We start from the raw sequence: 25204 nt of genomic DNA, 5'->3' as shown, positions 1-25204 counted from the left end.
GCTACGTCAAACCTTCGTCGGGAATATTCAACACCGTACCGCAGGCCTTGCAGTGAACCGCATCGCTGTCATGGCGTTGTAATCCGCAGGTGGGACAAGCAAACCGCACCTTGTTGGGCGAGAGCAGCGCGCGGGCGAGATTGAAGAACAGTGTTACACCAAAAATCATGATGACAACCGAGATCAAGCGGCCGGTCGTTCCGGGCAAGGTGATGTCGCCGAAGCCGGTCGTCGTCAGCGCGGTGACGGTGAAATAGAGCGCGTCGGCATAGTTCGATATCTGAGGGTTACGGAATTTTTGGGTCTCATAGACGATCGCAGTCATCACGAAGATGAAGACCGCCAGATTGGTCACCGCGAAGATGACTTCCTCGTTGCGCCGGAAGAACGAAATGTCCTGGCGCAGCCGCGCCAGCATCTGATAGTCGCGCAGCAGCCGCAGCGTTCGCAGGATCCGCAGAAAACCACCGGCCTCTCCGGCCAGCGGCGCCAGGAACGAAATGATCGCGACGACGTCCGTCCATGTAGAGAAGCGAGTGAACTCCAGCATTCGATGGCGGCTGACGAGCAGCCGCGCGGAAAAATCCGCCAGGATCACGATGCCGAACAGAACATCGAGTATTTCAGTGATATCATTGGAGGGGAAAAACGACGTCGCGATGATGAATAGGACGGTTACGATATCGAACGTTAGTAGTGCGTAGCGAAAACGGACGCCTTCCGGCGTTGCACCCTCGTAGAGCTGTCGGACATTGTTCTGGAGCGAGGCAAATGACATGGCGCATATTCACCGCTCACATGCGTCGTTGCAAATGATGTTGGTGGCGACCAGGAAAAATTGCGTGCCAGCCCTCCTCCCACCCGAGACGTCACTTCCTGTTGGCCGCCTCGCGCTCGATGAAAGCAACCTCCACGCCCTTCTTCAGTAGCCTGGCCAGCTTGTCGGCGTCCCAATTGGTGAGGCGCACGCAGCCGTGGGATTCCGCCTTGCTTATTTTCGACGGATTGGCCGTGCCGTGAATGCCATAGCCTTCCGCGGAAAGTCCGATCCACTGCGTTCCGACGGGGTTGTTCGGCCCGGGCTTGATCGTGAAGGTACGCCTGGATCTGACTTCCTTGAATCGATAATCCGGGTTGTAGCGGTAGTACGGGTTGGCATCGATCGAGATCACCTTTAGCACGCCGCTCGGCGTCGGTTTTTCGTCGCTTCCGACGGTTGCGGGAAAGAAGGCGATCAGGTCGGAATTCGCGAACGCCTTGACGGTCTGGGAGCTCTTGTCCACCTCGACACGGGTTGCAATTGGTTTCGTCTCTTTCGCGATCACATTGATAACCGATATCGTCTGGTCGGCCTGGTCGAATTTCTTGCCGGGGTTGAGGGCTGTGATCAGCTCCTCGCTCATGTGAAATTTTTCGGCGATGGCCTCACGCGAGCTGGTGTAGTTGAGCGCCTTCAGCCCCTTCATGTCTTCCATCCTGGCGGGCAGCTTCTTCAGGAACGGCCCCTTCACGTCTGCCGCTGCGATCTTGTAGTCGACGACGATGGCATCCGCGCTGGTCGCGATCAAAGCGCTCCAGACCTCCGGCGTCAGCGGGTGCTTGTTGACGATGAGACCTTTGGCTTCGGCGAACGCCCGCAAGGCCTTCTGGGCGTTCTCCCCGAGCTTGCCGTCGATCTCGCCGGGCGAGAAATTAGCGCGGTCGAGCAGAACCTGGGCTTTGATGACGACAGGATCAATCTTGTCGTCGGCCGGCGGCTTGCCCTTGAACTCCGCGTTGTTGATGGCTGCCGCATCGGGACCCGCAACGGACGGCTGAACAAGACAGGCGAGCACGATCAGCCCGGCAAACAAGCGGATCATCAGCAATCTCCGAAATACCGACGATAAGCATTTCGGGGCGCCGGAGTTCCGCCTTGCCGTGGCGATGAGGTGCAGCGAAACGCAATCCGGGCCGCTCTCTCCCAGCAACATCGGATGAGGAAGGTGATCAATCCGGCCGGATCATCTCGAACATGTTTTCCGGCTTGATCTCGAAATAATCGCCGCGGCGGCCGGCGCGGACGATCGGGTGGGCCAGCCCGGTCTGGTAGACCCCGTCCTTGATGAAGGCCCTGTCGATGTGCACGGCGACGACTTCGCCGAAGGTGACCCAGGCCTGGGCTTTATCGCCATTGGCGCCCTGCAGTTGGATGATCTGGGTCAGCTTGCACTCGAATGCGACCGGACTTTCCGCGACGCGAGGCACGTTGACGAGCTTGCACGCCGCAGCCGTCAGGCCTGCGAGCCTGAACTCATCGACATCGCGGGCCACATGCGCCGCCGTCGCGTTCATCTGCTTTGCCAAATCCATGGTCGCGAGATTCCAGACGAACTCGCCGGTGTCCTTGATATTGCCGGCGCTGTCCTTCCAGTTCGTCGACGAGAAGCCGATAATCGGCGGCACGTAGCAGAAGGCGTTGAAGAAGCTGTAGGGCGCCAGATTGACGTTGCCATTGCGGTCGCGGGAGGAAATCCACCCGATCGGGCGCGGCGCGATGATGGCGTTGAAGGGATCGTGCTTGAGGCCGTGGCCATTCTTCGGCTCGTAGAAGTGCAGGTCTTTTTCGGTCACGCTGTGATTCTTCCGTCATTGCGGGGAGCGAAAGCGACGAAGCAATCCATGCCACGTCGCGCGGAGCCAATGGATTGCTTCGCTTCGCTCGCAATGACGGCGGAGTCAAGGGTCGGGTTCAATTCGCCTTGGCGCGCGGGGACAGGCCGGCAATGATGAAATCGATCATTTCGTCGATCGTCGGACCCGGCTTGGTCGCGCATTGAGCGATCATCTGCGGATGGAAAAACCGCATCATGCCGGTGCAAGCGCACATCGCGGCCGTCTGCAGATCGGAGACCTCGAATTCGCCGGTGGCCACGCCTTGGGCGATCACGCTGCCGATGATCTCGGTGACAAGCTGCATATGGGCGACGCAGACTTCCCAGCTCTCTTCCATCGCGATCTCGACCATCTCATGCAGCTTGGAATCGCCGACATAGCGCTCCGAGTTCATACGATGAATGGTCTTCATGAGCTCGCGCAGCCGGGGCGCCGCCGGGCCCGGCCGGTTGGCGATCGACTGCGCCGCCGCCTCGACTTCGCCCATCAAGGTTCGTGCCACGCCCTCGTGGATCGCCTTCTTCGAATCGAAGAAGCGATAGACGTTGGCGGGGCTCATCCGCAGTTCCTTGGCGATGTCGGCGACCGTCGTCTTCTGGTAGCCCATCTGCCTGAACAGACGCTCCGCCACCACGAGAATCTTTTCCCGGGTATCGGTCTCGATGTGTTCAGAAATCAGCGTCATGTCAGCTCTCAATGTTCAATTATTCTGCGGCGTCGGCAAGCGGAATCGCGTGCGGTCCCTTGGGATGCAACTTGGCCTCATGCTGCGCCGCAAGATCGGGCTGCTCGGCCTGGCCGCTTTCTTCCAGGCTTTTCCTGAACCACAGGGCGTAAAGGCCCGGCAGGTACAGCAAGGTCAGGAAGGTTGCAACGAACAACCCGCCCATGATGGTGATCGCCATCGGGCCCCAGAAGGCGGAGCGGGACAGCGGGATCATGGCCAGGATCGCCGCCAGCGCGGTCAGCACCACCGGACGGGCACGGCGAACGGTGGCTTCGACGATGGCTTCTTTGCGCGTCAGGCCCTGGGAAACGTCGGCCTCGATCTGATCGACCAGGATCACCGCATTGCGCATGATCATACCGGCCAGCGCGATCAGACCGAGCAGCGCCACGAAGCCGAACGGCTGGTTGGCGACGTTGAGGCCAAGCGAGGCGCCAACGATGCCGAGCGGGGCAGTCAGGAACACCAGGAACAGGCGCGAGAAGCTGTGAAGCTGGATCATCAGCAGCGTCAGCATCACCATGACCATCACCGGAAACAGTACGAAGATCGAGGCATTGCCCTTGGCGGATTCCTCGAACGCGCCGCCCGGCTCGATCCGGTAGGCCGGCTCGAGTCGGTCGCGGATTTCCTTCAGCTTCGGCCAGATCTGGTTGGTAACGTCCGGGGCCTGGACGCCGTCGACGACGTCGGTACGCACGGTGATGGCCATGTCGCGGTTGCGTCGCCACATGATCGGCTCCTCGTGGGAATATTCGATCTTGGCAATCTGCTGCAGCGGCACGGCGACGCCGTTGCGCGAGGTGACAGTGAGGTCACCGACGCGGCCGAGGTCGAGGCGCTCGGACGGGATCGCACGGGCGACCACGCCGACCTTCTCGATGCCGTCACGGATGGTCGTGACTTGCGCGCCCGAGATCAGCATGGCGAGCGCCTGCGAAACGTCCTGCGGGGTGAGGCCGAGGGCTCGCGCACGATCCTGGTCGACCACGAGCTTCAGGTAAGGCGACTGCTCGTTCCAGTCGAGCTGCGGCTCTACGACGTTGGGATTCTGCTTCATGACGTCGCGCACCTTGTAGGCGATGTCGCGCACGGTATTGGCGTCGGGGCCGATCACGCGGAACTGGACCGGGAAACCGACCGGCGGACCGAAATTGAAGCGATCGATGCGCACGCGCGCTTCGGATAGTTCGCCCTCGCCAACCGCCTTCTCCAACCGCGCCTTGATCCGCTCGCGGGCCTCGACGTCCTTGGAGACGATCACGATCTCGGCAAACGCCTCGTTCGGCAGTTGCGGATTGAGGCCGAGCCAGAAGCGCGGCGAACCTTGGCCGACATAGGCGGTATAGGTCGCGATATCCTTGTCGTCCTTCAACAGCGCTTCGGCCTTCTTTACGGATTTCTCCGTGACGTTGAAGGCGGTGCCTTCCGGCAGGCGTAGTTGCAGGAACAATTCCGGCCGCTCGGACAGCGGGAAGAACTGCTGCTGGACATGGCCGAAGCCCACGATCGAGAGCGCGAACACGCCAACCGTCGCCGCCACCACCTTGATCCGGTGGTCGACACACCACTGCACCACGGCGCGCAAGCCGCGATACATCCGCGTCTCGTAGATCGCGTGCGGATCGTGGTTATGGTGGACGGCGATGTTGGGCAACAGCTTGACGCCGATATAGGGCGTGAAGATCACCGCCACGAACCAGGACGCGACCAGCGCGATCGCCACGATCCAGAATATGCCGCCGGCATATTCGCCGACCGCCGAATTGGCAAAGCCGATGGGGAGGAAGCCAGCGGCCGTGACCAGCGTTCCCGTGAGCATCGGAAACGCAGTTGATTCCCAGGCGAAGGACGCCGCGCGGACACGGTCCCAGCCCTGTTCCATCTTCACCACCATCATTTCGACAGCGATGATGGCGTCGTCGACCAGCAGGCCGAGCGCGATGATCAGCGCGCCGAGCGTGATGCGATGAAGATCGATCGACATCGCATTCATGACGATGAAGACGATGGCGAGCACCAGCGGCACCGACATCGCAACGACAATGCCGGTGCGCCAGCCGAGCGCCACGAAGGAGACGAACAGCACGATCGCCAGTGCCTCGATGAAGGAATGCACGAACTCGCCGACCGCGCGCTCGACCACCTTCGGCTGGTCGGCGATCTGCTCGACCTCGATGCCCTGCGGCACGGCCTTCATGAAGTCGGCGGTCGCCTTTTCGACGTCCTTGCCGAGTTCGAGGATGTTGGCGCCCTTGCTGGTGACGATGCCGATGCCGATGGCAGGCTTGCCTTTCTGTCGTGCGACGAAGGTCGGCGGATCGACGAAGCCATGGGTGACGGTGGCGATATCGCCGAGCCGGAACACGCGGCCGTTGCTCTCGACCGGCGTTTCCGCGACCGCCTTGGCGCCGTCGAGCGCACCGGTGACGCGCAGCGGCACGCGCTGCGCGGAGGTTTCCACCGTGCCTGCGGGCGTAACGTTGTTCTGCTTGGCGAGCGAATCGAACAGGGCCTGCGGCGTGATGCCGAGCGTTGCCAGCTTGGCATGGGAGAATTCGACGAAGATGCGCTCGTCCTGGGTGCCGTAGAGATTGACCTTGGTGACGCCGGCGACCTTCAACAGGCGCTGGCGCATGCCCTCGGCAGCCTTCTTCATCTGCGCGTAATCAGCGCCGTCGCCGGTCATCATATAGAGAATGGAATCAACGTCGGAGAATTCATCGTTGACGTTCGGGCCGAGCAGGCCTGCAGGCAGTTGCCCCTGCACGTCAACGAGCTTCTTGCGTAGCAGATAGAACAGGTAGGGCACGTCCTTTGGCGGGGTCGAATCCTTGAACGTGACCTGGAGCGCGGTGAACGACGGCTTGGAATAGGTCTGCACCTTCTCGAAGAACGGCAATTCCTGCAGCTTCTTCTCGATGGGGTCGGCAACCTGGGTCTGCATTTCCTGCGCGGTCGCGCCGGGCCAGATCGCCGAGACGTTGACCACCTTCACCGTAAAGAACGGGTCCTCGGCGCGGCCCAGCCGCTCGTAGGAGAAGAAACCGGCAGCGCCGAGCACGATCATCAGGAACAGGATCAGGGTCGGATGGCCCACCGCCCAGCTCGAGAGATTGAAGTGCTTCATGTCACTCTCCAACATCGAAATCGTTTGCAGCGTCATTGCGAGCGAAGCGAAGCAATCCACCTATCCACTTGCGGTACTATGGATTGCTTCGTCGCTTCGCTCCTCGCAATGACAGGGGTCAACTCGCAATGACGGGACTAGAACGATAGCGACGACACCACCCGGACCTTCTGCGCCGGGTCGAGCTTCTGCACGCCGAGCGTGACAATCTTGGCGCCCTCGTCGACGCCACCGGAGATCACGACGGCATTGCTTTCGTAGGACTTCACGACGACCGGCTGCAGCTTCACCGCGCCGGCATCGTCGACGACATAGAGCGAGGGATTGCTACCTTGGCTGAACAGCGCCGACAGCGGCAGCTTGGCGACGCGCTCAGTGGCGGCGTCGGCCAGCGTCAGCGTTGCCGTCATGCCGAGCGAGACCTTGTCGTCGGCTTCCGGCAGCGAGAATTTGGCGAGATAGGTGCGCGTCGCCGGGTCGGCGGAAGGCGCGATCTCGCGCAGCTTCGCGGCATATTTTCTCTCCGAATCCGACCACAGCGTCACGGTAGCCGTGCCGGCCTTGGCGCGGCCGACCAGGGTTTCGGGGATCGCGACCACGGCCTCCTTTTCGGCAAAGCGCGCAACACGGACCGCCGTCTGCCCGGAAGCCACGACCTGGCCGGGCTCGATCAGGGTCGCGGTGACGACGCCGCGGGTGTCGGCAATCAGCGTCGCATAAGAGAGAGAATTCTTGGTCAGTTCGACTTGCCGCTCGGCGCGGTTAAAGCGCGCCCGAGCTTCGTCAGCGGCGGCGCGGCTCTGGTCCATCTGCGCATCGGTGGTCCAGCCCTTGGCGCGAAGGTCCTTGGCGCGCTGCTCGGAGGCGCTGGCCTGCGCCAGCACGCCGGTAGCCGCGCGGAACTCGGCCTCGGCCTGCTCGGCCTGCAGCTTCAGATCGACCTCGTCGAGGATAGCGAGCGGCTGGCCGACATCCACGGTCTGGCCGACTTCAACCAGACGCCGGGCGACCTTGCCGGGGACACGGAATCCCATATCGGTTTCGATCCGGGGCCGGATGGTGCCGACGAAACTGCGCTCGGGCGTCTCGGCCGCGTAATGCACAGTAGCCACCAGAACCGGACGTCCGGGCGCGGCGGTTTCCGCCGCCTTTTCATTACAGCCCGCCAGCGCGAATACCGCAAACGCCAGCGATGCTCCAGTCAACAGCCTGTAATAGCTAGAGAAAATGGAACGGGCGAACATCGGTCTCTCCATCGCAACATCGGTGAAGAGTATTGAATGGCGACTGATGAATGTCAATAATCGTCAGAGATCATCAATTCGTGAGGAGACGGTAGGTTAAGAGGTAATTGCCCTTGCTGGAAAAGGTTGTCGTCCCAGCCCTGGCTGGCCGTCATCCGGCCGAAGCGCACAACAATCTGGAAAGGCAGCGCCGAGAAGGGCGTCGGCCGCATTGACTTTCACCCAGCCGGCAGAGGCGCAACTTTGCGCCCGCAATCGCCACGGGCCGTACGGATCAGGTGCGTCGAGCTTTCTTGCGGGTTTTCTTGGTGGCTGTTTTCTTCACGCTTGCCGCCGTCTTGCTGGCAGCTCTCGATTTCCGGCCGCTCGATTTCCTGGCGGCCGACGTCTTCGCCGTCTTTCTTGCAGTTCGAGCTTTGGCAGCTCGCGCCTTGGTAGCTCCAGCCTTGGCACTTCGAGTCTTGGTAGTTCGACGCTTGGCAGTTCGAGCCTTGGCGGCTCCAGCCTTCCTCGGCCTGGTCGGCGGCGCATCTCGTCGTTTGCTGGCAGCCGGCTTCCGCCGCCGGGGCGTAGCTGCTACCGGCGTCACCATCATAGGATCGGAAACCAAACCATCGGCGGCGAGCGGCACATAAGCTGCCGCACGCTCGTCAGCCTTCAACGCCGGCTCGTCGGTCTTCAGCGCCTGGCTTGCGGCTTCCGTCGCGGTGCCGGCGATGTCCTTCACCGTGTCGGTGAACTTCTCCAGAATCGATTTGTCCTTGCCCATGTTGCCCTCCCAGCGATTGTGCAGCATGGAACTAACAAACGCGGCGGTGGCGGGTTCCTGAATGGAAACCCTAATCTGCCAACTGAAACCGCTCGAAACGGTGCAGCTCTTCCTCGATGCGCCGCTTGTAGTCCTTGCGCGCAGCCCTCGCGGCGCCCTTGCCGACCCAGCTCCATTTCTGCATCAGCAGCTTTCCTTTCTGGCGGTCGGTCTTGAGGTCAATGGCTGCGACGATGTCCTCACCGACCAGGACAGGAAGCGCAAAATAGCCGAACACGCGCTTTTCCTTCGGCACATAGGCTTCGAAGCGGTGGCCGTAGCCGAAGAACAACTCGGTGCGCTTGCGCTGGATAACAAGCGGATCGAACGGCGAAAGGATGTGCACCGGGCCGTCGCCCTCGCCCGCCGACGGATTCGCTTCCAGCACTTCCGGCCGCGCCCAATGCTCCTGCTTGCCGGCGCCTTCGAGCGCGACCGGCACCAGTTCCTTGCGCCGCACCCGCGCTTCGACCAGCCGCCGCACCGCAGGCTTGCTCGGCGCGTCGAGATGGCAGATGGAATCAAGGCTGACGACGCCCTGCGAACGCAACGCGCGGTCGAGCAGGTAGGCGGTGATTTCCGCCGATTTGGCCGGCTTCGGCAGCTTGTCCCAGCCGAAATGCCGCGTCATCAACTCGTAGGTCTTGAGCATGCCGGTGCGTTCGGAGATCGTCACCTCACCGCCATAGAAGGCAAGCTGCAGCGCCCGCTTCGAGGGTTTGCGGCTCTGCCACAGATGCTCCTTCTCGGTCAGAACGTCGTCCTCGATGTCGCGGATGGTCAGCGCGCCGTCGCGCCGTAACAGCCGCATCACTTTGCGGGTATCCTCCGGTTTGACGGAAGCAAACCATTTGTGGCCGTTCCGCCGGTGCTCTCTCATTGCCGGAACGAAGAAACGAAAATCCTTCGCGGGCACATAGGACAGCGCATGCATCCAGTATTCGAACACGCTCTTGTCGACGCTCTGCGCCTGGCGCAGGTCGGCACGGGCATAGGCCGGGATCCGGCTATAGAGAATATGATGATGGCAGCGTTCGATGACGTGGATAGTGTCGATCTGGACATAACCGAGATGGTCCACGGCTGCCGCGACCGCCTCCGGCCCGGCGCCGAACGGCTCGCTGGTATCGAGCCGCTGGGCGTGCAGCCAGATTCGCCGGGCCTCGGCTTTGGTCAGGCGGCGTGGTTCAGTCGCGCGGGACATTGCGCGGTAATGTAGCGGGATTCGCGCGCGTGGGGAGTCCCGGGTTCCATGATCGCCGGCCCGCGACGCCAGCTCACCTCACCGCTTCTGCCGCTCTCCGACGCTGCCGGTTGCGATCTCGGCCTCGCAAGAGGCGCGGCCGGGCTGCGGCGCATGGCATTTGTAGACGTGGCCGGTGAGACGATCGACTAGCCACGCGCTCTCCTCCGTCGGGCTTTCTAGCCCGACGTAGCGGCTGCCGAGCGCGCTGATCAGCGTCGACAGCAAAATTGCAGCGGCGATCATCGCCGCGCCGATCAGTGTTGGCATTGAACTTGCGGAACCGGCCGACTCCGATGCGCTTCGATAACCCAGATACTCACGCTGACGTTTGACTGACTGTAACACCGCCCCGCCCGTTTGGTTGCCCCGAACGATTTCTTCTTCAGATTTTTTGTGAGTAGTTTTGCTAGAGAGGCATCTAGCCGATTTGTTGTCCACACATCGGCGCTGGCGCGATGGCCTCGCTTTTTTTGTGAATGAGGAAGGCATCGCGGCGAAGCAGCTTGCACTATCCAGCACCGCAGGTCTTGAGCATCGATGACGGTGAGATAGCGGCCGCTTGAATGGCTGAACATCGCGACTGGCTCCGTGGAATCACGGAGGCGTTTGATGTCCGGACCAATCAAGCGACGCGGATCATCTGATTCTGATCAAGGCAGTTCCTGCCCACATCCGCCATGGACGTCGCGCGGCCGATCTCGATGAAGGCGGTCCACAGCCGCGATTCAGATCACGTGACTAGGTCAGCCGAAAAGCCACTGCAGATGTCGCGACGTTCCCTTCAACCCCTGCAGCACCAATTGAAAGCTGGTAGCCGCCTGGAAAGCCGGGTTTTGCTCTGTGATTTGAGTCACATTGCCTGTTTTGAACCCATCCTATCGTCGCAGCATCAAAACATCATGCACGTCAGTTTGCAGGCGTTAACAGTGAGGACTAGGACGATGACCCGCTCTCATGGAATTTCGATCATGACTATCAGCGCCGCGCTGTCGATGACGGCAGGGCTGGCCGTCGCCGGCGACGCCGTCTCGGCCGACAAAATCCTGGACGCCCTGAAGCCGAAGCCGGGAGTGACCCGGGGCCTCTCGAGTGGTCCGCAGCAGCCGGTGGATGCCGCCGCAAAGGCCAAGGAAGTCGGCTTCGTCGATTCCCTGCGCAACCGCAAGACCCGGTCGCTGTCGCTCGGCGAGCGCCAGGAGATTGCGGAACTCGCCGCAAGCAAGCCGAAGATCGATCTCGAAATCAACTTCGACTACAACTCGGCCGATATCAGCAAGAACTCGGTTTCCGCCGTGCAGGAGCTCGGCAAGGCGCTTTCCGACCCGAGCCTGAAGGGTTCGACCTTCGTGGTCGCCGGTCATACCGATGCGATCGGCAGTGAAGCCTACAATCAGGATCTTTCCGAGCGCCGTGCCGACACGATCAAGAAGTACCTGACCGAGAAATACGGCATCGCCGGCTCCAACCTGGTCACCGTCGGTTATGGCGAGACCAAGCCGAAAGATCCGAATGCGCCGATGGACCCGACCAACCGCCGCGTTCAGGTCGTCAACATGGATACGAAGACCGCGTCAAAGTAAGGTCTTGGAAAATCGAACCGCCTGCCTCTCCGGCAGGCGGTTCTTTCTCTTGCGCCATTGCGAGAAGGATCGATTCAAATCCAGTTCTGGAAGATCATCAGGCGGCTGAACGTCGCCATCGATGTGCCGATGAACGCGGCCGATATCGGTAACATTGCGGCGAAACCGGCAAAGCCGATTGCGACATACGCCCATAACAACCAACCGGGCAGGCTGCCGCGTTTCAAGGCATACACCAGTGCAAAGCTCGCTGTGGTCGCCGCCGGCAGATAGTAATAGATGAAGCCAAGCGTTCGCGGCAGCAGCGCCCATGCGAGGTATGGGCCGAAATAGAACGCCAATATCAGGAAAGCATCAAGCCGTCGCGTGACGATCCAGTCGCGCAGGCAGATCGCCACAGCGATCAGCGCCGGCCACAGGATCAGAGGATTGCCGAGCAGGACCACGGCAGCGATATGGTCTTCGTCGATCTTGTCAAAGAGATACCAGACCGGGCGCATCAGGAACGGCCACGACGGCCATGAACTCATATAGGTGTGGCCAGCAATCGCACTCGTCGTGTTGTCGCTGAAGATCCGCCGTTGCGCTTCCAGAATACCCGGAACCGAAAACCCATAGAGCGGAATGAACGTCGCGAGATAGACAGCGGCCGGAATAAGAAGGAAGCACGCCGCGAAATGCCAGCCGTTGAAGCCTGGCCAGAGATCGGGCCTGTACCAATCGTCGGCCCTCGCATCGGCGAACTGCGTGCGCCAGATCTGCATCAGGCGAATCACCGCAATGATGCCGATGCAGACCGCGAGGACGAAGGCCCCGCTCCATTTGCAGGCGGCCGACAGGCCGAAGCCGATTCCGGCAAGGGCGAACCATAGATGCGGCCGCTTCCTGCGAAAGCCATGCATGAACGCCGTGATAGCGAACAGGCTGAAGGCGAGCGAGAAAATATCCAGCATCGCGATGCGCGATTGCACGAACAGCATCTGGTTGAAAGAAGCCAGCAGGCTCGCCGCGACGGCCGGCCCCTGTGCTCCGAACAGCGCCAGGCCGCACAGATACACCGCTACCACGGCGAGCGATCCGAACAATACGCTCGGATAGCGCCAACCCAGCGGAATGTCGCCGAACCAATGGATCGACAGCGCCATGAACTGCTTGGCGAGCGGCGGATGCATGGGATTGAGCATCGGCTCCCGCATCGCCGCCTCAAGCATCTGCCGCGCCGCCGGGACGTAGTGAACCTCGTCGAAATAGAACTTTTCCGGCGTGGTGACGCCGGTCAGCAGCGCGAAATGCGCAAGCACAAAAAGGATCGCCGCGATGATGCCCGTGCGCATCATCGAACCGGGCAGAACAGAATGTGATGAGGCTGATGGCTTCACGGACAATCTGGCACGGAATCAGGGGCGGAATGATATTGCGGCAAATTGAGTGTGACGGCTCCGGATTTTTATGTCCATCGCGTTGGACGCATTTCACTTCCGCTATGACCAGCCGGTGGGTGAGTAGCCGCGCGCGCCAACCATCATCATGCCTCGCTTCAGGCGGGGCATCCAGTACTCCGCGGCGCCAGTTCCTTCGCAACAATCGGCGGGCGTAGCTTACTGGATCGCCCGGTCAAGGCCGGGCGATGACACGCTGGGGCAAGCTACGAGATGTAGAGATTTACAGCCTGATTGCTGATCTGTTCGACCTGTCAGGCACTGGCGGGCTGCGCGGCGGTGGCGGCCGCGACATCCATCCACATCACTTCCCAATGATGCCCATCGGGATCTTCGAAGCTGCGGCCGTACATGAAGCCATAATCCTGCTTCGGACCCGGATCGGCTCCGCCGCCCGCGCCTTGCGCCTTTCCAACCATATCGTCCACCGCATTGCGGCTGTCAGCGGAGAGGCAGAGCAGGACCTGGCTTGTGGCCTTGGCGTCGGCGATCTTCTTCGAGGTGAACTGGCGGTACTTGGCGTGGGTCAGCAGCATCACGTAGATGGTATCGGAGAACACCATGCAGGACCCCGTGTCGTCGGAGAATTGCGGGTTCTTTTCAGCGCCGATCGCCTGATAGAAGGCTGTGGAGCGGGCGAGATCGCTGACCGGCAGGTTGACGAAGATCATTTTGGCCATAATCGGCTCCTTTTTTGCGGGGTTCATGCCAAGGACGAGCGGGCGAAGGCGGGCCCGACATCCCTTCTCGAATTATTTTTCGTTGCTCGGGAAAGGGTGCGTGGTTCGCTAGAGTCCGGCGACGAATAGACGCTATTTGCCTTTGAATTCCGGCTTGCGCTTTTCGCTGAACGCCTTGACGCCCTCCTTGAGATCCTCGCTGTCCCTGATGGCATCCAGCAGCCGACGCACCTCGGCGACTCCCTCCAGCGGTCCCTTGGGCATCGCGTCGCGGGCCAGCTTCTTCAGGGCACGGACCACCAGCGGCGCATTGGCAGCGACCTTGGCCGCCATTTCCTGCGCGAGGGTGACATGCTGTCCTTTCGGCGCCACCTTGTTGACGAAACCGATCTGGTAGGCGCGCTCCGCGGACATTTCCTCGCCAACCAGCAGAAACTCCATCGCGATCTTGTGCGGCATGCGCGCCATCACCGAGGAGACGCCGCCGGCGGTGGTGCCGATCTTGCCCTCGGGATAGATGAAGCGCGTCGTCTCCGATGCCACGCACATGTCAGCCATCTGGACCAGCACGAAAGCACCGCCGACGACCCACCCGGACGTCGCCGCAATCACCGGCTTGTCCAGTTCGACGCCCAGTCCGGGCACCGCGTGCCACATGTTGGCGGGAAGATCTCTGACGTCGGCGCCGACCGAGAAATATTTCTCTTCGGACGAGGCAAGCACCGCAACGCGGTCATCGCTTTCGTGAAAGCGAAGCCAGGCCTCGCGCAGCTCATCGCATAAGGCGTTGTTGAGCGCATTATGCGCGGACGCACGATCCATCGTGATGGTAGCGACGTGGCCTGCGCTCTCGTAGCGAACAAGCTTCATGGCATTCCCCGCGACACCAGCTCGATGGCGATGATCGATGTTCTTTACTTCTTCACGGCGGGGTCGCGGTGCACCGGATCGACCCACAGCACCGTCTCCGGCTTTTCGACCGGCTCGATGTCGAGATTGATCGCAACCGCCTCGCCGTCGGAGCGCACCAGCACGCATTCCAGCACCTCGTCGGGGCTGGCGTTGATTTCCTGATGCGGCACGTAGGGCGGCACGAAAATGAAGTCGCCGGGGCCGGCCTCGGCGGTGAACTGCAGATGCTCGCCCCAGCGCATCCGCGCCCTGCCCTTTACGACATAGATGATGCTTTCGAGATGGCCGTGATGATGCGCGCCGGTCTTGGCGTCGGGCTTGATCGTCACCGTCCCCGCCCACAATTTCTGCGCGCCGACGCGGGCGAAATTGATCGCGGCCTTGCGATCCATGCCGGCGGTTGACGGCACGTTGGGATCGAGCTGATTGCCTGGAATGACGCGAACGCCGTCATGCTTCCAGCGCTCATCGTGATCGTGGGAATGGGCGTGGTCATGCGTGCCGGTCATTGGGCGCCTTCTCGAAAGATCATTTTTCCCGACGATATCGAAAAGCGCGGCCGCAAACCAGAAAATTAGCGGAGCCGGCTGCGCATAGGCGCCCCGGTTTTCGTCATGGCCGGGCGCAGCCTCAGCCTGTTCAGCGCCGTCTGGACATCACGTCCGGATTGACGACATTCGTCGGCATTCCCGCGGCATAGGCCACAATCTGATCGAAAATATCCGTGAACTGGAGTTCGTGTTCGTCGCGCGATACATAGCCAGATGCGGCGTGCAGACCACGTTTCCATGGTCAGCAGGGGATCGCGCAGCGACTCTTTTTCGTAGAGTCGACCGCCGCCATGCCGGGGCGTCCGGCGCGCAACGCATTCACGAGTGCGTTCGGCTCGATCAGCGGCGCGCGGCTGGTGTTGACCAGGAGCGCCGTGGGTTTCATGCGCGCGAGATCTTCCGCCTTGACGATGCCGCGCGTGGCATCGACCAGGCTCGCGGATCAGGACTACAGCGTGTCGAAATAAGCGTCGCGGATCGAGACCTTCACGCTGCGCCTCGGGTTCAGCTTACTTCACGGCCAGCAATTCGACGTCGAACATCAGCGTAGCGTTCGGCGGGATGACGCCGCCGGCGCCCCGCGCGCCGTAACCGAGCGCAGGCGGAATGATCAGCGTGCGCTTGCCGCCGACCTTCATGGAAGCGACGCCTTCGTCCCAGCCGGCAATCACCTGCCGCTGGCCGATCTTGAACTCGAACGGCTCATTGCGATCCACCGAGGAATCGAATTTCCTGCCCTTCTGGCCATTCTCGTAGAGCCAACCGGTATAATGCATGACGCAGGTCTGGCCGGACGCTGGCGAGGCGCCGGTACCGACCTTGCTGTCGATGATCTGCAAGCCTGAAGCTGTGGTCATGGGTTTTCCTGCGGTTTGGGCCGATGCCATTTGAATGGCAACGGGCGTGGCAACCGCGGCTGCCACGGCGGCAAAGGCGGTCTGGAAGATCGTGCGTCGCGAGAAGCGCATCTGTTGAACCTCTTTCCGGAAACGGAGCTTGTATACGGTCAGTAGCCCAGCGCGCAGCCGTCCTTGCGGGGATCGGAGCCGCCGGTCAGCGTGCCCGTGTCCCAGTCGATCCAGATCGCCTGGCCGCCGCCGAGTGGGCCGACCACGCTCGTGGTCTTGTGGCCGATCTTCTTCAGGCCTTCGACGATCTCGGCCGGCACGCTGTCCTCGAGCTGGTAGACGCCCTCATAATGCAAACCGCGTGGCATATCGATGGCTTCCTGCACGTCGCAGCCATAGTCGAGAATATTGGTCAGTACGTGGGTCTGCCCGACCGGCTGATACTGGCCGCCCATCACACCGAACGGCATCACCGCGCGGCCATTCCTGGTGGCGAGCGAGGGAATGATGGTGTGCAGCGGCCGCTTGCCCGGCGCGATGCAGTTCGGGTGGCCGGGCTGAATGCGGAAGCCGCCGGCGCGATTCTGCAGGAGAATGCCGGTCTTGTTGGAAACGATCGCCGAACCGAACGAATGCGCGATCGAGTTGATGAACGAGCAGACGTTGCGATCCTTGTCGACAACGGTGATGTAGACGGTGGACGGATTCATCGGTGGCGCGACGTTCGGCAGTTCGAGCAGCCGGTCCATCCTGATGTTCTTGATATGCTCCTCGGCGAACCCTTTGGCGAGGATGCCGGCGACGTCGACATGCACCTGTTGAGGATCGCCGATATACTGCTCACGCATCATGTAGGCGATGCGGGCGGCCTCCGCCTCGAGATGGAAGCGCTCGATGCTGAGCGGCGCGAATTTGGTCAGGTCGAAGCGGGAGAGGATATTCAGCATCACCAGCATCGTGATACCCGGGCCGTTCGGCGGGCACTGCCAGACATCATGGCCCTTGTACATGGTGCCGATCGGCGCCGTCGTTTCGGTCGAATGCGCAGCAAAATCTTCCAGCGTGTGCAGGCCGCCAATGCCGCGCAGGGTTTCCACCATGTCGTCCGCGATTTCGCCGGTATAGAACGCATCGCGGCCATTCTTGGCGATGGCGCGCAGCGTCTTGCCCAATTCCGGCTGGCGGATCACGTCGCCGGCCACCGCCGGCTTGCCGTGCGGCAAAAGATAGCGCTCGGTATTAGTGCCGTTCTTCAGCTTCTCGAACTGGTTCTTCCAGTCGAAGGCGATGCGGGGGGCAACGACATAGCCTTCCTCGGCGGCCTTGATGGCGGGCTGCAGCAGGGTGTCGAGGCCCATCTTGCCATGGTCGCGCAGGATCGTATCCCAGGCGTCGATCGCGCCGGGAATGCTCACCGCATGGGCCGAGGTCAGCGGCACTGAATGGATCTTGCGCTCCAGATACCATTCGGCTGTCGCTGCCATCGGCGCGCGGCCGGAGCCGTTATAGGCGACAATCTTGCCCTCGCCTTTCGGCTGGATCAGCGCGAAGCAGTCGCCGCCAATGCCCGTCGATTGCGGCTCGATCACGCCAAGCAGCGCGCAGGCCGCTACCGCGGCATCCGCCGCCGTGCCGCCCGCCTTCATCACCTCGATCGCGGTCAACGCGGCTTCCGGATGTGACGTCGCCACCATCGCGTTCTGGGCATGGACCGTGGAGCGGCCGGCGAAATGGAAATTCCTCATCGCGAGTGCTTTCTTTTCAGCGTTTCTTGAGCATCCCGCGGGAGCATCGGGCGGGTTTATAGGCCGTTCTTTGGCATATTCATCCCCGGCAGGGCAATGGTTGGCATGCCAATGGGGCATCAGAGGCAATGCGCAGAATATGCAGGGCTTTACGGGGTTTCCCCTCCCCGGCCGGCCTGATAAACGGTCGCCATGCCGCTCAAGGTCGCCGCCTTCTATCAATTCGCTGCGCTGCCGGATTTCCGGGAATTGCGCGAGCCGTTGCGTGCCTTTGCGGCGGACCTGGGGTTGAAGGGCAGCGTGCTGCTGGCGCATGAGGGCATCAATGGCACGGTTGCGGGCAGCGATGCAGACATCGACGCGTTCGTTCGTGAACTGCAGCACGGCGCCGTTTTTGGCGGCCGGCTCGACAATCTCGAACTCAAATTTTCAACCGCGTCCGAGATGCCGTTCCAGCAGCTGAAGGTCCGCCTGAAGAAAGAAATCGTTACGCTCGGCGATGCCGACGTCGACCCGACACGGCGGGTCGGCACCTATGTCGAACCGTCGGACTGGAACGAATTGATCGCTGCGCCCGATACGCTAGTCATCGATACTCGCAACGCTTTCGAGGTGGCGATGGGCACGTTCGAGGGGGCGGTCGATCCCGGCATCAAAAGCTTTGGACAGTTCAAGGAGTTCGCCGCGCAGAAACTCGATCCGGCGAAGCACAAGCGGATCGCAATGTTCTGCACCGGCGGCATCCGGTGCGAGAAAGCCAGCGCCTATCTGCTGGCGCGCGGATTTGACGAGATCTATCACCTCAAAGGCGGCATCCTTCGGTACCTGGAAGGTGTCCCGGAAGAGGAGAGCCGTTGGCGCGGCGAATGCTTCGTGTTCGACGAACGCGTGGCGCTCGGCCACGGCCTGCGGGAACGCAAGATGAGCGATGGCTCCCATGAGTGAAGTCAGCGCACTGAGCGAGCGCATCGATGCGCTGGAAATACGCCTGACCTATCAGGATGAGACCATCGAGGTGTTGAACCTCACGATCACGGCGCAGTGGACCGAGATCGACAGACTGACTCGGCAGATCGCGGAATTGAAGGAACGCCTTCGAGAAGCCGAAAACCGCGTGCCCGGCCCTGCAAACGAGCGTCCGCCGCACTACTGAACCCCAAACAGAAACGGTCTCCCTTCAAGGAGGCCGTTTGCCGCTGCAAAACGAATTCGTGCGATCCTTTTTGCGTTAGCGGAACACGGCGCGAACCTTGTCCCACAGCGATGAGTTCTCATGTTCGTGATCGGCTTTTGACGGCGCCGGTTGCGCCGCGCTTACGGGATCGGAGGCTGGAAAAGTATCGACCAAGCCTGCCTCGAGCTTTTCGTGCGTTTCCCGGTCGGCCTTCAGTGCCTCGCGCGGATTTTCGGCGTGCTTGTCATGCGGCGCAGGGTTGAATTTCTTAGCCATAGGGTACCTCCATGCCCGGGATAACGGTCCGGTATTGCGCCAGTTCCTCTCGTTGCGCCCGTATCGCTCCCTAGACATTTGGGAACCTGCGTGTATCAGAAGTCTGTATCAGGCTTGCTGAGGAACTTTGCGTTTGACCCAGAAATCCTTCGTAAAACCCGTTATCGAAGTGCTGTCGGGCCGCAGACAGGCGGTGCCGCCAGCCTGGATGATGCGTCAGGCCGGTCGCTATTTGCCTGAATATCGCGAACTGCGCGCCCGGGCCGGCAGCTTTCTCGATCTCTGCTTCACGCCGGAATATGCCGCCGAGGTGACGCTGCAGCCGATCCGCCGTTTCAACTTCGACGCGGCGATCATCTTTTCCGACATTCTCGTCATCCCCTACGCACTCGGCCGCTCGGTGCGCTTCGAGGCCGGCGAAGGCCCGCGGCTCGATCCGCTGGATACACCGGAGAAGGTAGACACGCTGGCGCGCGATGCCGACTTCGGAAAGCTGGAGCCGGTCTATGAAGCGCTGCGCCGCGTGCGGCGCGAACTTGCGCCAGAGATTGCGCTGATCGGCTTCTGCGGCGCGCCATGGACGGTGGCAACCTACATGGTCGCAGGTCAGGGCACGCCGGATCAGGCGCCGGCGCGGATGATGGCGTACGGCCATCCCGACGTGTTTGCGAAGATCATCGACGTGCTGGTGGAGAATTCCATCCAATATTTGCTCGGTCAGCTCAAGGCCGGCGCGGATTGCCTGCAGATCTTCGATACCTGGGCCGGCGTGCTGCCGCCGCGCGAATTCGAGCGTTGGTCGATCGAACCGGCAAAACGCATAGTCGCCGGGGTACGCGCGCAAGTGCCCGATGCCAAGATCATCGGTTTTCCGCGTGGTGCCGGCGCGCTGTTACCAGCCTATGTGGAAGCGACCGGCCTCAACGCCGTCAGCATCGACTGGACGGCGGAGCCATCATTTATCCGCGAGCGCGTGCAGAACCATGTCGCCGTGCAGGGCAATCTCGATCCGCTGGCGTTGATCGCAGGCGGCGCCGCGCTCGACCGCGCTGTCGACGACGTGCTGGCGAACTATGCGCAGGGGCGGCTGATCTTCAATCTCGGCCACGGCATCCAGCCGGAAACCCCGATCGCGCATGTCGAGCAGATGCTGAAGCGCGTGCGGGCGTATACGGGGTAACAAGGACCGTCATACCCGCGAAGGCGGGTATCCAGTAAGCGCCCGACTTCAGTTTGAATCGAGATGTCACGGAATACTGGATCATTCGCTGTCGCGGATCATGACATCGGTGTTTTGCCGCTGGTGTCGGCGCCTACCGCGCATCCTCCAGAATCATGTCGGACGCCTTCTCGGCGATCATGATCGTCGGCGCGTTGGTATTTCCCGACATCAGGTCCGGCATAACAGACGCATCGACCACGCGCAGGCCTTCGATGCCGCGAACGCGCAAGCGCTGGTCGACGACGGCGAGCGGATCGTTGCCCATGCGGCAGGTCGAGGTCGGGTGATAGACCGTGCTGCCGGTGCGGCGGCAGAAGTCCAGCAATTCGTCGTCGCTCTGCACCTTCGCACCGGGATCGACCTCCGCGACCGCGTAGGCCTTCAGCGCTGGCGCCGCAAGAATTCGGCGCAGGATGCGGATGCCGTCGATGAAGGCGCGGCGGTCGGTTTCGGTCGCGAGATAGTTGATGCGGATTTCCGGCGGCACGGCAGGATCCGCGCTTTTGATGCGTAGCGAGCCGCGGCTTTCGGGACGCAACTGGCAGACCGACGCGGTGAAGCCGGAAAGCGCGTGCAGCTTCTCGCCCATCTTGTCGGTCGAGAACGGCAGGAAGTGAATCTGGATATCGGGCGAGGCCAGCCGCGGGCTGGTCTTGAAGAAAGCGCCCGATGTGCCGGCCGCAATCGTCAGCGGACCCTTGCGCGAGGCGGCATACTGAATGCCCGCCATCATCTTGCGGATCGGATTGTTGACGACATCGTTGAGCGTGCACTTCTGCGAACAGCGCGTGATCAGGCGGACCTGCATGTGATCCTGCAGATCGTTGCCCACGCCGGGCGCATCGAGCAAGATTTCGATGCCGTGCTGTTTTAACAGATCCGCCGGCCCGATGCCCGAGAGCTGCAGCAATTGCGGCGAATTATACGCTCCACTGGAGACCAGGATTTCCTTGCGCGCCCGCGCGGTGCGCGCGTGGCCGTCCTGCTTGTATTCGACTGCCTTGGCGCGGCGGCCTTCGAACAGGATGCGCTGCGCCAGCGCTGACGTCTCGATGTGCAGGTTGGGTCGCTTCCTGGCGGGACGCAGATAGGAGAACGCCGTGCTGGCGCGGCGGCCGCGCCTTGTCGTGGTCTGGAAAAAGCCCGCGCCTTCCTGGGTCGCACCATTGAAGTCGGGATTGGTCGGAATGCCGACCTCCGCAGCCGCGACCACAAATGCTTCCGACAACGGATCATGATGTCGCCAGTCGGATACCGGCAGCGGACCGCCGATGCCGTGATATTTGTCGGCGCCGCGCTGCTGGTTCTCGGCCTTCTTGAAATAGGGCAGCACGTCGTCATAGCCCCAGCCGGCATTGCCACGCTGGCGCCAGCGGTCGTAGTCCTCATGCTGCCCGCGCACATACAGGAGACCGTTGATCGAGCTGGAGCCGCCGAGCACCTTGCCGCGCGGCTGGAACACCTGCCGGCCGTTCAAGCCCGGCTCCGGCTCGGTCTGGTACATCCAGTTGACGGATTTTTCCTTGAACAGCCTTCCGTAACCGAGCGGCACGTGGATCCAGAGGTTGGTATCCTTTGGTCCCGCCTCCAGCAGCAATACGGAATGCCTGCCGTTGGCCGTCAATCGATTGGCAAGCACACACCCGGCTGAGCCGGCGCCGACGATGACGTAATCGAATTCGGAAGCTTCATTGTTCTTGTTCATTTTGTTTCCCCCGCACGCAACCTTAAAACAGGTAGCGGGGCCGCCGCGGGCGGTCAATTGCCTCGAGGTCGCGGGCGGGGAAGAACGCAGTTGCGCGGACTAGCTGGCAAATTTCAGGAAATCCGGCGGACGCCGCTCGGCAAACGCGGCAAAGGCCTCGCGCGCCTCAGCGGTTTTCAAGCGCTCCGCGAATTGCTGGCTTTCTGCCTTGATCTGCGCCAGCAGCAGCTCGGGGTTGCGCATCAGCCGCTTGGTGGTGCTGACAGCTCCTGCCGGTTGCCTGGCGAGGCGGGCGGCGAGAGCCATCGCCTCGCCATCGAGCTTGTCGAGCGGCACAACGCGGTTGGCGAGCCCCCAAGCGAACGCGGATTTGGCATCGACCGCTTCGCCGAGCGCAAACATTTCGTAGGCGCGTGCATAGCCGATGCGAAGCGGCATCAACAGGCTGGAAGCCGCTTCCGGCACCAACGCTAGATTGACGAATGGCGTTGACAGCAGCGCGTTCTCGGCCAGCACGACCAGATCGCAATGCAGCAGCATCGTAGTGCCGATGCCGACGGCACGCCCCTGCACGGCGGCGACCAGCGGGCGGCTCGAATGTGCAAGCGCCTGCAGGAAACGGCCGACGTGCCGCTCGCCCTGAAACGCGCCCGTCGCTATGGCCGCAAATTCGCCGACGTCATTACCTGCGGTGAACATGTCGCCCTCGCCCCGGATCAGCAGGACACGCACGGAAGGATCAGTCTCGGCTGCTTCCATGGCGTCGGCCAGCGCGCCGTACATCGCATTGGTCAGGGCATTCTTCTTGTCGGGCCGCGCCATCGTCAGGCTGAGAATCCCATCACTCTTCTCGATCTTGATATGCTCGGTCATTCGTCTTCTCCTTTGGGAAACTTGCTCTGCAGGCTGGCGAGCCAGCGCGCGACGACATCGATCTCGACTTCGGTGAATCCGTCTGTGAGGCGTGCATTGACTTCGGCGAGCCCAGCTTTTGCCTGCGCCAGCGCGGCGCGGCCGGCCGGCGTCAGCCAGAGCCGCCATGCACGTCCGTCATCTGGATCGGCGCGCCGCCTGATCAGGTTCGCCGCTGCCATCCGGTCCACCAACCCACTGATGCCTGCAGGGCCGAGATCGAGCGCCGCCCCCGCCTCGCCGATCAGCACACCGTCGCGCTGGCCCAGAACAAACAGCAATCCCGACTGCGCGGCTGTGACTCCGCTTCCGTGGGTCTGCGCCGCGATCCAGCGCTGCAGCCGGCGCTGCGCGACATTGAGCAGAAACACCAGACGATGCTCGCGACGGGGATTCATTTAAATACAGGATCCGCGAATTTATTTCGCATGCGAAATATCTATGCCGCTATTGGACGGTTGTCACTCAATTTTCGGAACGACGGTCTCTGAAAAACCTCGGCCGCTCGACCAGGGCCAGAAAATGAAAGTGTATCCAATGCGCTAGAAGAAAAATCGATTTTCGATTGACGTTTTCCCGCTCTCTGGTCAGTCTGCGCCGCCATGAGCAGCATCGGGTTGAGTTTTGCTGAGAACCTTTTGGGCGAACGGCCTCGGAGCCTGACGTCCGCCGTTCAGGAGCGGCTGCGCGCCGACATTCTCTCGACCCGGCTGTCGCCCGGTCAGAAGCTGCATATCGCGGGTCTCGCCAAACAGTTTTCGGTCAGTCTTGCCGCGGTCCGCGAAGCGCTGTCGCGGCTGGTCGCCGACGGACTGGTACAGGCCTCCGACCAGCGCGGCTTTCGCGTCAGTCCGGTATCGCCGGCCGACCTTCGCGACGTGACGCAGACCCGCGTCGATATCGAAGGACTGGCGCTGCGCCGATCGATTGAGCGCGGCGACGCGGGCTGGCTTGCCTCGGTCGAGAAGTCTTTCAGCGCACTTTGCGCGGTGCCCTACACCTACCCTGACGATCCGACGCATCACTACGAGGAATGGGTGGTGCGGCACCGTATCTTTCATCGCACGCTGGTGAGCGCCTGCGGCTCGCAATGGCTGCTCGGCTTTCGCGACGTGCTGCATGAGCAGAGCGAGCGCTATCGGAGGCTCTCGATCCGGCGCGATACTGAAAAATCCCGCGACGTCGAGGCCGAACATACCGCGATTGTGCGCGCCACGCTCAAGCGCGACGCCGATGCCGCGGTCGCGGCCCTCTCCAAGCATTTCATGACGACCATGCATCTCGTCGAGCTCGCCACACCGAAAGCGCCCGGGGTGGCGATTGATTGATCGTTCCAAGACCAACCAATCAAGAAAAGCAAAGGGAAACGTCACCATGAAAATCACGCGATGCCACATATTGGCAACGATCACGGCCGTAACCGTACTAGGCGCATCGGCCATGGCGCAGGCCGCCGACACCGTCCGCATCGGGCTTCCGACCAAGACCTATTGGCCGACAACGATCGCGGAAACAGCCGTGCGGCAAAAACTGTTCGAGAAGGAAGGCATCGCGGCTGAGCTGACGATCTATCGGGGCGGCGCGGAGACCTTCGAGGCGATGGCGGCAGGCGCCGCCGACGTCATTCTCGATGCGACCTCGCTGGTATCGGCCGGACGCAAGAAGGGCGTGAACTCCAAGGTGCTCGCCAATGCCGCCATGGGCTATTATGGTTGGCAGTTGATGACGCTTTCGAAATCGACCCTCGGCGTCAAGGACCTGAACGGCAAGAAGGTTGCAATCACCTCCGCGGGTTCCGGCTCCGACCTGTTGGCACTGTGGACGCAGCAGGACAAGAAGATCGAATTCACCCGCGTGCCGGTCGGCGGCGGCGGCCTGGTGCCCAACCTGCTTGCCGGCAATGTCGATGCGGCGGTGGTCTATTCGCCGCTGAGCTTCCAGATCTCCAAATCGGGCGAGGCCCGCACCATCCTCGACTTCTCCAAGGAAGTGCCGCCGAATCTCGCCGCCGGCTGGATCGCGCTTGACAAATACGTGCAGGATAAACCGCACCTCGTGCAGAAGACGCTGAATGCGCTCTATGGCGCGCTGATGTTCATGCGCGCCAACAAGGACGCCTCTGTCAAGCTGATCACCGAGCTCTATGAAATTCCCGCCGAGATCGCCGCGCTGGAATATGAGAACACGATCATGAAGCTGGAAACCGACGGCGCCATGGACGGGCCGAAGATTCCGGAGCAACTTCAGCTCGCGCTCGACATGGCGAAGGCCGGCGGCATGAAAGATCTTGGGCCCGCCAGCGAGATCATCTCGACGCAGTTCAAGCCGGTTCTGACCAAGTTCTGAGGCC

General features: G+C 61.8%; 27 protein-coding genes. 6 read left to right on the top strand and 21 right to left on the bottom strand.

From position 1 onward, the window contains the following. Position 1: 1 nt before the first annotated feature. From HCN50_RS14100 to HCN50_RS14055, 10 genes are all read right to left on the bottom strand, one after another. Positions 2–778, bottom strand: a complete 777-nt coding sequence (locus HCN50_RS14100; RefSeq protein WP_171710265.1) for a potassium channel family protein — start codon at positions 776–778, stop codon at positions 2–4. A gap of 91 nt (positions 779–869) precedes the next feature. After that, positions 870–1862: a L,D-transpeptidase family protein gene (locus HCN50_RS14095; RefSeq protein WP_171710264.1), complete on the bottom strand. Its 993-nt coding sequence runs from the start codon at positions 1860–1862 to the stop codon at positions 870–872. A 127-nt stretch (positions 1863–1989) separates the two neighbouring features. Further along, positions 1990–2613 carry a flavin reductase family protein gene (locus HCN50_RS14090; RefSeq protein ID WP_171710263.1) on the bottom strand — a complete coding sequence of 208 codons (624 nt, stop codon included), beginning with the start codon at positions 2611–2613 and terminating at the stop codon, positions 1990–1992. 118 nt (positions 2614–2731) lie between these two features. Continuing rightward, positions 2732–3340 (bottom strand): TetR/AcrR family transcriptional regulator, encoded by a 609-nt coding sequence (locus HCN50_RS14085; protein WP_171710262.1) that lies wholly within the window; start codon positions 3338–3340, stop codon positions 2732–2734. A 19-nt stretch (positions 3341–3359) separates the two neighbouring features. Further along, positions 3360–6512, bottom strand: coding sequence for an efflux RND transporter permease subunit (locus tag HCN50_RS14080; RefSeq protein WP_171710261.1), 3153 nt, complete (start codon positions 6510–6512; stop codon positions 3360–3362). 137 nt (positions 6513–6649) lie between these two features. Then, a complete protein-coding gene (locus HCN50_RS14075; protein ID WP_171710260.1) occupies positions 6650–7756 on the bottom strand; it encodes an efflux RND transporter periplasmic adaptor subunit in 1107 nt (368 codons plus the stop codon). 53 nt (positions 7757–7809) lie between these two features. Next, positions 7810–7968 (bottom strand): hypothetical protein, encoded by a 159-nt coding sequence (locus HCN50_RS14070; RefSeq protein WP_171710259.1) that lies wholly within the window; start codon positions 7966–7968, stop codon positions 7810–7812. Between the two features lie 62 nt (positions 7969–8030). Further along, positions 8031–8525, bottom strand: coding sequence for a hypothetical protein (locus tag HCN50_RS14065; protein ID WP_171710258.1), 495 nt, complete (start codon positions 8523–8525; stop codon positions 8031–8033). A gap of 70 nt (positions 8526–8595) precedes the next feature. Further along, positions 8596–9768 carry a winged helix-turn-helix domain-containing protein gene (locus HCN50_RS14060; RefSeq protein WP_171710257.1) on the bottom strand — a complete coding sequence of 391 codons (1173 nt, stop codon included), beginning with the start codon at positions 9766–9768 and terminating at the stop codon, positions 8596–8598. Positions 9769–9846: 78 nt separating this feature from the next. Further along, positions 9847–10077, bottom strand: a complete 231-nt coding sequence (locus HCN50_RS14055; RefSeq protein WP_171710256.1) for a hypothetical protein — start codon at positions 10075–10077, stop codon at positions 9847–9849. 674 nt (positions 10078–10751) lie between these two features. Between HCN50_RS14055 and HCN50_RS14050 the strand changes: the two genes are divergently transcribed. Then, positions 10752–11390, top strand: a complete 639-nt coding sequence (locus HCN50_RS14050; protein ID WP_171710255.1) for an OmpA family protein — start codon at positions 10752–10754, stop codon at positions 11388–11390. A gap of 74 nt (positions 11391–11464) precedes the next feature. On the opposite strand, the gene HCN50_RS14045 is transcribed toward HCN50_RS14050, so the two are convergent. From HCN50_RS14045 to ggt, 7 genes are all read right to left on the bottom strand, one after another. Then, on the bottom strand, positions 11465–12727 hold the full coding sequence (locus HCN50_RS14045) for a phospholipid carrier-dependent glycosyltransferase (protein ID WP_171710254.1): 1263 nt from the start codon (positions 12725–12727) through the stop codon (positions 11465–11467). A 356-nt stretch (positions 12728–13083) separates the two neighbouring features. Next, a complete protein-coding gene (locus HCN50_RS14040; RefSeq protein ID WP_171710253.1) occupies positions 13084–13509 on the bottom strand; it encodes a VOC family protein in 426 nt (141 codons plus the stop codon). 132 nt (positions 13510–13641) lie between these two features. Further along, positions 13642–14379 (bottom strand): enoyl-CoA hydratase/isomerase family protein, encoded by a 738-nt coding sequence (locus HCN50_RS14035; protein ID WP_171710252.1) that lies wholly within the window; start codon positions 14377–14379, stop codon positions 13642–13644. Between the two features lie 44 nt (positions 14380–14423). Further along, a complete protein-coding gene (locus tag HCN50_RS14030; RefSeq protein ID WP_171710251.1) occupies positions 14424–14930 on the bottom strand; it encodes a cupin domain-containing protein in 507 nt (168 codons plus the stop codon). Positions 14931–15213: 283 nt separating this feature from the next. Further along, complete coding sequence (locus HCN50_RS33625; RefSeq protein ID WP_283812085.1) at positions 15214–15405, bottom strand: NAD(P)-dependent oxidoreductase; 192 nt, start codon at positions 15403–15405, stop codon at positions 15214–15216. A gap of 76 nt (positions 15406–15481) precedes the next feature. Beyond that, on the bottom strand, positions 15482–15940 hold the full coding sequence (locus tag HCN50_RS14020; protein ID WP_235976962.1) for an FKBP-type peptidyl-prolyl cis-trans isomerase: 459 nt from the start codon (positions 15938–15940) through the stop codon (positions 15482–15484). A 38-nt stretch (positions 15941–15978) separates the two neighbouring features. Continuing rightward, positions 15979–17565, bottom strand: coding sequence for a gamma-glutamyltransferase (gene ggt / locus HCN50_RS14015; protein ID WP_171710249.1), 1587 nt, complete (start codon positions 17563–17565; stop codon positions 15979–15981). Between the two features lie 192 nt (positions 17566–17757). On the opposite strand from ggt, the gene trhO reads away from it, so the two are divergent. Beyond that, positions 17758–18510, top strand: a complete 753-nt coding sequence (trhO, locus tag HCN50_RS14010; protein ID WP_171710248.1) for an oxygen-dependent tRNA uridine(34) hydroxylase TrhO — start codon at positions 17758–17760, stop codon at positions 18508–18510. Further along, entirely contained in the window at positions 18503–18718 is a 216-nt protein-coding gene (locus HCN50_RS14005) for a SlyX family protein (RefSeq protein WP_171710247.1), read from the top strand. Before trhO ends, HCN50_RS14005 begins: the two co-directional genes overlap by 8 nt. Positions 18719–18793: 75 nt before the next feature. Here the strand turns inward: HCN50_RS14005 and HCN50_RS14000 are convergent, their stop codons facing one another. After that, complete coding sequence (locus HCN50_RS14000; protein WP_171710246.1) at positions 18794–19015, bottom strand: hypothetical protein; 222 nt, start codon at positions 19013–19015, stop codon at positions 18794–18796. 133 nt (positions 19016–19148) lie between these two features. Between HCN50_RS14000 and hemE the strand changes: the two genes are divergently transcribed. After that, on the top strand, positions 19149–20195 hold the full coding sequence (gene hemE / locus HCN50_RS13995; protein WP_171710245.1) for a uroporphyrinogen decarboxylase: 1047 nt from the start codon (positions 19149–19151) through the stop codon (positions 20193–20195). 133 nt (positions 20196–20328) lie between these two features. On the opposite strand, the gene HCN50_RS13990 is transcribed toward hemE, so the two are convergent. From HCN50_RS13990 to HCN50_RS13980, 3 genes are all read right to left on the bottom strand, one after another. Continuing rightward, positions 20329–21942, bottom strand: coding sequence for a GMC family oxidoreductase (locus HCN50_RS13990; protein WP_171710244.1), 1614 nt, complete (start codon positions 21940–21942; stop codon positions 20329–20331). A gap of 99 nt (positions 21943–22041) precedes the next feature. Continuing rightward, positions 22042–22815 (bottom strand): enoyl-CoA hydratase-related protein, encoded by a 774-nt coding sequence (locus HCN50_RS13985; RefSeq protein ID WP_171710243.1) that lies wholly within the window; start codon positions 22813–22815, stop codon positions 22042–22044. Continuing rightward, entirely contained in the window at positions 22812–23252 is a 441-nt protein-coding gene (locus HCN50_RS13980) for a MarR family winged helix-turn-helix transcriptional regulator (protein WP_171710242.1), read from the bottom strand. The genes HCN50_RS13985 and HCN50_RS13980 overlap by 4 nt, the downstream gene beginning before the upstream one ends. 240 nt (positions 23253–23492) lie before the next feature. On the opposite strand from HCN50_RS13980, the gene HCN50_RS13975 reads away from it, so the two are divergent. Next, positions 23493–24182 (top strand): GntR family transcriptional regulator, encoded by a 690-nt coding sequence (locus HCN50_RS13975; protein ID WP_235976960.1) that lies wholly within the window; start codon positions 23493–23495, stop codon positions 24180–24182. Between the two features lie 46 nt (positions 24183–24228). Continuing rightward, the gene (locus HCN50_RS13970; protein WP_171710240.1) at positions 24229–25200 is read left to right on the top strand and encodes an ABC transporter substrate-binding protein; all 972 of its coding nucleotides are present in this window, start codon (positions 24229–24231) and stop codon (positions 25198–25200) included. Positions 25201–25204 lie beyond the last annotated feature (4 nt).

It is taken from the genome of Bradyrhizobium archetypum, assembly GCF_013114835.1.
In the GTDB taxonomy this organism is placed as follows: domain Bacteria; phylum Pseudomonadota; class Alphaproteobacteria; order Rhizobiales; family Xanthobacteraceae; genus Bradyrhizobium; species Bradyrhizobium archetypum.
The sequence above is the reverse complement of the archived record's forward strand: the minus strand, read 5'-3'. Positions and strand labels throughout refer to the sequence as shown.